Raw genomic sequence first — 6,073 nt, 5'->3', positions numbered from 1 at the left:
GGATAGAAATTTTAGTAGACCTATTATTTGATTTAATGGATATTCAGAGCGTACCTCTAATAGGCTGCCAGCTTAAGTGTACCTTGAAAATATTTTATCCTTATTCCTCTTTAAACCTTGTAGCATATATCTTCCCTGGAAAATCGCCTTTTGCATACTCCACTTTTTTCTTTCCCTTTACGAGAGCCTCATCTGCATAAGCCTCTATGACCTCACCAATGAACAGGTTTTTATCTCCAGTCTCTATCTCCATCCTTACCTTACACTCCATATGAGCCACACACTCACCGATAATAGGAGCTTTCAGTTTTCGCGCATGTTGTGGTGTTAATCCTGTTTCTTTGAACTTATCAACCTGATACCCGGAGTGGTAGCCACAGTAATATATCTGTGGTTTTAATTTTTCCAGGGGCACATTTATAATAAACTCTTTAGTGCTTCTGATAAGCTTGCATGAGTAAGCCTTTTTCCCTACAGCACAAGCTATAAGCGGTGGCTCCTTTGATACAGGCATACAAAAACTGAGTGCTATAATATTTGATTTTCCTCCTATCTCCCCACATGTTACTAAAAAATGCCTCATCGGCCACATAAATTCTAAATATTCCACATCTACCTTCATTACAAAGTTTTTCTCCGTTTTGTGCAGAAGTTCTTAATGTACACACTATATCCTTATTCTTTAATCTGATTTTGATGAGGTTTACTCATTTTCGATATATTTAATTCTAAAGGCATGAAGAAGATCATGAAGTTTTTCATGTGTCCCTTTTCCCATTATGTCTTCTTCAAATTTTTCAAACTTATCCAATAATTTTTTCTGTACATCCAGAGATATCTTCTTATCTCCAAGAGGAAATAGAACTTTGTTCTCTTTTTCTATATGATTACGTAGCAAGTTTATATAATTTAAAGCTGGTTAGATGAAATCAGTTGAAACAGGAGCATTTTGTAATAGATCACTCATTTGGGATATGTATTTTCTACCTTCATCATGTTCAATTAGCATTTGCCCGATTGGCCCATCTCCCTTTGGTATACCAGCTTTTTCCATTTCCGGGAATAATATTCCTTCTTCCTTACCATGATGGCATTTATCTGTGAACAATTTAAAGAAATTGATCATTTCTTTTAAATCACTAATTTCAAACTGCTTTTTTGCTTTTATCAAATGAACCATCATTTCAAGAATTTTTAACCCCAAAAGAATTCCTTCATGCTCGTTAATTAAATCTTCACTCGCATAATTCATTTTATTCCCTCCACATAAACATTAACTACATACCCTTCAAGAGTCTCGTTCTCCCCCAAACCGTTCAGAATAACCCTACCTATGGGATCTTTTGTGTCAGGATCAACACAGGCAGAAGAACTTTTCAAAGTTACCCTGACATACTTTAGACCTGATGATTCAACGATCTTTTTATACTCATCCACCAATAATGCCCCTCCAATACAACCTACATAGGCAGCAATGTTCTCCCGAACTTTCTCAGGGAGCTCTTTAAGAAGAGCAATATCAGAAATAGCTATTCTCCCACCTGGCTTTAAAACCCTATAGATTTCCTGGAAAACTCTCTGTTTATCAACAGACAGGTTAATGACACAATTGCTTATAACTACATCAACCGAGTTGTCTCCCAGAGGTAAATTTTCAATCTCGCCAAGCCTAAATTCAACATTTTCAAACTCATTCTTTTCCGCATTTGCTCTTGCTTTCTCAATCATTTCAGGTGTCATATCTACTCCGATAACTTTGCCCTTTTGGCCAACTCTTACCGCAGCCAGAAAGCAATCAAACCCTGCCCCCGAGCCAAGGTCAAGTACTACCTCACCTTCTTTTAGACCTACCAGGGCTGTTGGATTTCCACAACTGAGAGTCAGGTTAGCCTCACCCGGGATAACCTTTAGTTCTTCCTCTGAGTAGCCAATAGATCTGGCAAATTCCATAGGGTCAAGTCCACAGGTGCCAGGAGCACACCCACAACCTTCCTGCCCCAGGGCAATTCTGCTATAAGCTTCTCTTACGATCTTTTGGGTTTTCTTTCTGTCCATTGTATCACCTCCCTGCTTTAACTATACTATAAATATAATTATCTCTGATTTAATCCCCGGAATTTTGATATATAGCCATCTACTTATCCATGGTCATTTCAATGCGAATCCATTGTCTCTAGCATTTGTGGATAAAATTGATACTCATCTTTTAAATAAAGCATCTGAGACATAGATTTCAGTTTTCATGTGAACAGTATAACCAAAGTAATACCAGCTATCACTTAATAATTTTTATTCCCGCGTCAATGCACCTAATAGTCCCAGCATAAAAGAAGTTTTTGCGAGGCAAAAATTTGGGTGAGTGCTATTGATATGAACCTACTATGTAGTTTTACACGAGGATTAAATCATTCCCCGAATAACGTGCCATACTACATCTGACCAGAAATGGATGCCAGCTGGGGCTAAAAATTCAAATTTTCTGAAGTAATATGCAGCAAAGAGTGAAATCACTCCGTTGAGAAGAACAATCTCAGCTATAAGAGCAAATGGAATTTCATTGACACTATTCAAGCCAAGAAGAATCATCCCGGAGGGAATGTGTCCCAGAGCAAAGGCAAGAGCTGACAAAACAGCCACAATCCAGAAAATATGATTTTGCCATCTCTTTTTTAGAATCACATAAGAAATAAGCCATACAAAGAACGAGATGAAAAACAGACGAAATATTAATTCCTCGCCAATACCAGCAGCAGCCGAAGCTACCAGAGATGCAGGAAATGGTGGATGAGGAAGCGGTCCTGAGGTATGAAATTTGCTTAAAATAGCATCAGCAAAAATAAAAAATACACCAGTAGCTATCCCAACAAGCGCAGGATTCAAAAACCTTTGTGTATTAGAAAATTTCGAATCCCAGATATCAGAAAAACCAAGTTTTTTTGAAAGCTTCAATCCAATAAAACCCAAGCCTCCATACAGAATAAGTGCAGTGCAGGCGTTCACAAGGGAAAGTCCAGGTCTGGAGACAGGAAGTTCTTGCACTGGTAAGAAAACACCTTGGGGTAAAAAAACATTGACTGCTGCCAGAATAGCAAGAGTTATGATAAGTCCGATATAAATTTTGATTGATGGGGACAAATTCGTCATAAACGTTCCTCATTCATTTTTTCATTGTGATAATTATCAATTACGATTTCTTATAACGGATGCGAATAAACAAACTTTCCCCAGAGAGAAAATTCAGGTGAGGCTCTGTAAGAACCGGATCATTTATCCTCTGTTAAGTGACCGAGTGAAGCAAGGCAAGGGAGCGCAGTGACCGCAGAGTGCCCAGGACCGCTCATATTTATTTACCCCATTTTTTTCAACCTTTCTTGGATCGTATCGCTTGTTAATTCCTTGATTGCATCCTGAGCAATCCATCTGGCAGTTTTAGATTCCATCTTTTGAATCTCTTTTGCAGTCTCAATTGCTTTCATATTTAATACAGCATTTCGTTTCCCAATTTGCCTTAATACCTAGTTGACTGCTTTCTTAACAAAATTTCTGTTATCAGCGGCTTCTCTTTTTATGATTAGAAGAAATTTCTCAAATTGTTCATTCTCTGCATATCTATCTTTGAAGGCTAACCATGCCATTAAGGCAAAACCAGCCCTTTTAACAAATTCTTCATCTCTTTCGCTCCATTCTTTTTCTAACGACTCAGGTTCTGTTGAGTACGGTCCTGTGTGCAATATCTGAACACACTTGCCTTCCTTAATCTTCTCAAACTTGATTTCTCTAATCAGTCCTATTCCTTTCTTTTTAAAGACTTCTTCCCTCGCTTTTTCTACTATCCCTGAATTAACAAAATCTGGCATTCGAATAAGAAGCTTCCATCGCTATTCTTTTCGTGGCACTTCAAGAGCGGGTTTATCAGATTCCACCCACCACAAACCCTCTAATTTAGGAACAGCAAAATCTTTACCCTGCTTTTTACAGATATTTTTAACACCAAAGGCAAGAGGATACAATGCTTCAACTGCTTTTATAAAAACCTCTTCAGCAGGTTCACCTTTACCCTCAATAGTCAAAAAAGGAATTTCACCAAATTCGGCTATTTCAGGGACCGTCTTTGCTGTGTGATATGTTTTATATTCCTTTGTCAGGTCTAACTTTGTTACTATAATTCTTTAATCTCCTGATCAGTTACGCCAGGTTAGAGGAAGTGACCGCAACCTTCCTACTTTTATTATTTCCTCATTGATCCACTATGGGTTTTCATTTATCATTACTACATGGAGGTAAAAAATGCAACACAATATTTTCAAGATAAATGATGAGTTCCAGGAAGTTGATACAAAAATCGTTGCCGACCGAACAAGAGTCATCCACGGTGATCTCTTAAAAGATTCAAAAAGGGTCTGGATATACAAACTTTTTACCTACGTAAAATACATAGCCATAATATTCTTTAAACTTGTAATATAATTGAGCTTCATACCGCTGGTATGCTATTAGATCCTCCACGGTCTTATTACCTCGGTATCTTTGCAAAAACTCTTCTTGTCTTGAAACCTGTGGAATATAAAAATTATCTATCCAGCAATTCTCCGGCAGAATAAATGTCGCAACAGGAATATATCCAGCTTTTTGCATCTGGCTTACTTTATTAGGAATTGTATCTATTCCTGGATACGCATCCATCCAAAATTTCTCAATCTCAACAGGCCGCTTCTCTGTAAACCATGATACTTCAGACACAGCGATATAGCCCCCTGGTTTTAAAAACTTCCGCCATTCATTAAGACCACGTTCAAACCCAATATTATAGATTGCTCCCTCTGACCATATCAAATCTAATTCTTCATTTTGGAAAGGAAGATTTTCCATAGAACCTACAATACCTTTCACTCTTTCCTGAAGATTGATTTTCGTAGCATTCATATTGAACTGCTCAATGAAAGCAGGGAAAAGGTCTATTCCCGTAATGTTTCCCTGGACATTTTGTGCCAGCACCATAGTTTGTCCTCCTGTGCCACAGCCAATGTCAGCTATGCATGAGTCTTTTTTAAGATTGTCTATGAAGCCCAAAGCCTTAAGAGTAACCTCAGGACTACCTGGTCCCTGTCGTTCCAATCCCAGAAAATATTCGCAGATTAGGTTTACACCAAATTCGTGTATTGATTTGTTTTCTTCTTTCATTTTTTGAAATTCCTACATATTGTTTTAAAGAAACATAGATATTTCTCCTGGCGAATGGAATAACCGAAGCCGTACACAAGATGAGAAGCTCACTGAAAGAAAGAACACTCTGCAGATGAAAAGCTCAGTTCTGTTAAACAAGCAGGTTCTGGTAAGGAGGCGCATGGCGCCTCCGAACCGGTTACGCCGGGTTAGGCGACGTTCGGCAAATTATGTTAATCGATATTTAAAAATTCATCAGGTGTGACTTTGGCTTGACGTAAAATCCCACGTAATGTACCAACGGCTAGTTCACTATGCATTGGAACAACACAACCAATCGTTCCTTCAGATGTCTCTTTTTTCAAAATAATATGACTGCCCTTTTGCCGTATTTTTGAAAATCCAATCTTCTCAGGCTTGCGAATAACCTCTTCACCAGAAAGACGTCCCGGCTTAGACATTAACTGTAACCTCAAAAGTCGTCAGTATCGGCCGAGATATTTCTGGATTTGGAAACTCCTCCAGATATAGTTCAGTCGCTTCCTTCAGGTTTGCAATAGCCTCTTCAACAGTGTAACCCTGACTCACTGTCCCGATTTCAGGACATTCCGCAACATAGAGATCTTCTTCTTTATGAAGAATTGCAGTAAGTGTTTGCACTTTCATGAGAATAACCTCTTGTTGTCAATTATAATTTTTAATTTGCCGTACATCAAGCCGAATGTCGCCTAACATTTTGCGACTATACGCCGTTTTAATGGCTTATAGCCAATATTAGGCGAAGTGTTTATTTTTTAGCTTCATATCTTTTTCCCTAAAATACATAGCCATAATATGAAAATATGAAAATTCCAACCAAAAAATGACCCACTTTTCCAGGTAAAAACTGACCCACCCTTTAATCCATTAA

General features: G+C 38.1%; 10 protein-coding genes. All 10 read right to left on the bottom strand.

The genetic code is table 11. The features are described 5' to 3' along the window. Positions 1–100 precede the first annotated feature (100 nt). On the bottom strand, positions 101–610 hold the full coding sequence (locus ACUVXA_RS14640) for a flavin reductase family protein (RefSeq protein ID WP_445872022.1): 510 nt from the start codon (positions 608–610) through the stop codon (positions 101–103). Between the two features lie 309 nt (positions 611–919). Next, on the bottom strand, positions 920–1,252 hold the full coding sequence (locus tag ACUVXA_RS14635; protein WP_445872021.1) for a hemerythrin domain-containing protein: 333 nt from the start codon (positions 1,250–1,252) through the stop codon (positions 920–922). Beyond that, positions 1,249–2,055: an arsenite methyltransferase gene (gene arsM, locus ACUVXA_RS14630; RefSeq protein WP_445872020.1), complete on the bottom strand. Its 807-nt coding sequence runs from the start codon at positions 2,053–2,055 to the stop codon at positions 1,249–1,251. Before arsM ends, ACUVXA_RS14635 begins: the two co-directional genes overlap by 4 nt. A 345-nt stretch (positions 2,056–2,400) precedes the next feature. Beyond that, complete coding sequence (locus tag ACUVXA_RS14625) at positions 2,401–3,144, bottom strand: CPBP family glutamic-type intramembrane protease (protein ID WP_445872019.1); 744 nt, start codon at positions 3,142–3,144, stop codon at positions 2,401–2,403. 203 nt (positions 3,145–3,347) lie between these two features. Beyond that, entirely contained in the window at positions 3,348–3,476 is a 129-nt protein-coding gene (locus ACUVXA_RS14620) for a hypothetical protein (protein WP_445872018.1), read from the bottom strand. Positions 3,477–3,515: 39 nt separating this feature from the next. Further along, complete coding sequence (locus tag ACUVXA_RS14615; RefSeq protein ID WP_445872017.1) at positions 3,516–3,857, bottom strand: DNA alkylation repair protein; 342 nt, start codon at positions 3,855–3,857, stop codon at positions 3,516–3,518. A gap of 21 nt (positions 3,858–3,878) precedes the next feature. Next, positions 3,879–4,070 carry a hypothetical protein gene (locus ACUVXA_RS14610; RefSeq protein WP_445872016.1) on the bottom strand — a complete coding sequence of 64 codons (192 nt, stop codon included), beginning with the start codon at positions 4,068–4,070 and terminating at the stop codon, positions 3,879–3,881. A 319-nt stretch (positions 4,071–4,389) separates the two neighbouring features. After that, positions 4,390–5,181 carry a class I SAM-dependent methyltransferase gene (locus ACUVXA_RS14605; protein ID WP_445872015.1) on the bottom strand — a complete coding sequence of 264 codons (792 nt, stop codon included), beginning with the start codon at positions 5,179–5,181 and terminating at the stop codon, positions 4,390–4,392. Between the two features lie 215 nt (positions 5,182–5,396). Beyond that, on the bottom strand, positions 5,397–5,624 hold the full coding sequence (locus tag ACUVXA_RS14600; RefSeq protein WP_445872014.1) for a type II toxin-antitoxin system HicA family toxin: 228 nt from the start codon (positions 5,622–5,624) through the stop codon (positions 5,397–5,399). Then, positions 5,617–5,829, bottom strand: a complete 213-nt coding sequence (locus tag ACUVXA_RS14595) for a type II toxin-antitoxin system HicB family antitoxin (RefSeq protein WP_445872013.1) — start codon at positions 5,827–5,829, stop codon at positions 5,617–5,619. Before ACUVXA_RS14595 ends, ACUVXA_RS14600 begins: the two co-directional genes overlap by 8 nt. Between the last annotated feature and the right edge of the window lie 244 nt (positions 5,830–6,073).

Source organism: Candidatus Jordarchaeum sp. (assembly GCF_052745115.1).
Note: the sequence above shows the minus strand (reverse complement) of the source record. Positions and strands in the feature narration are given on the sequence as shown.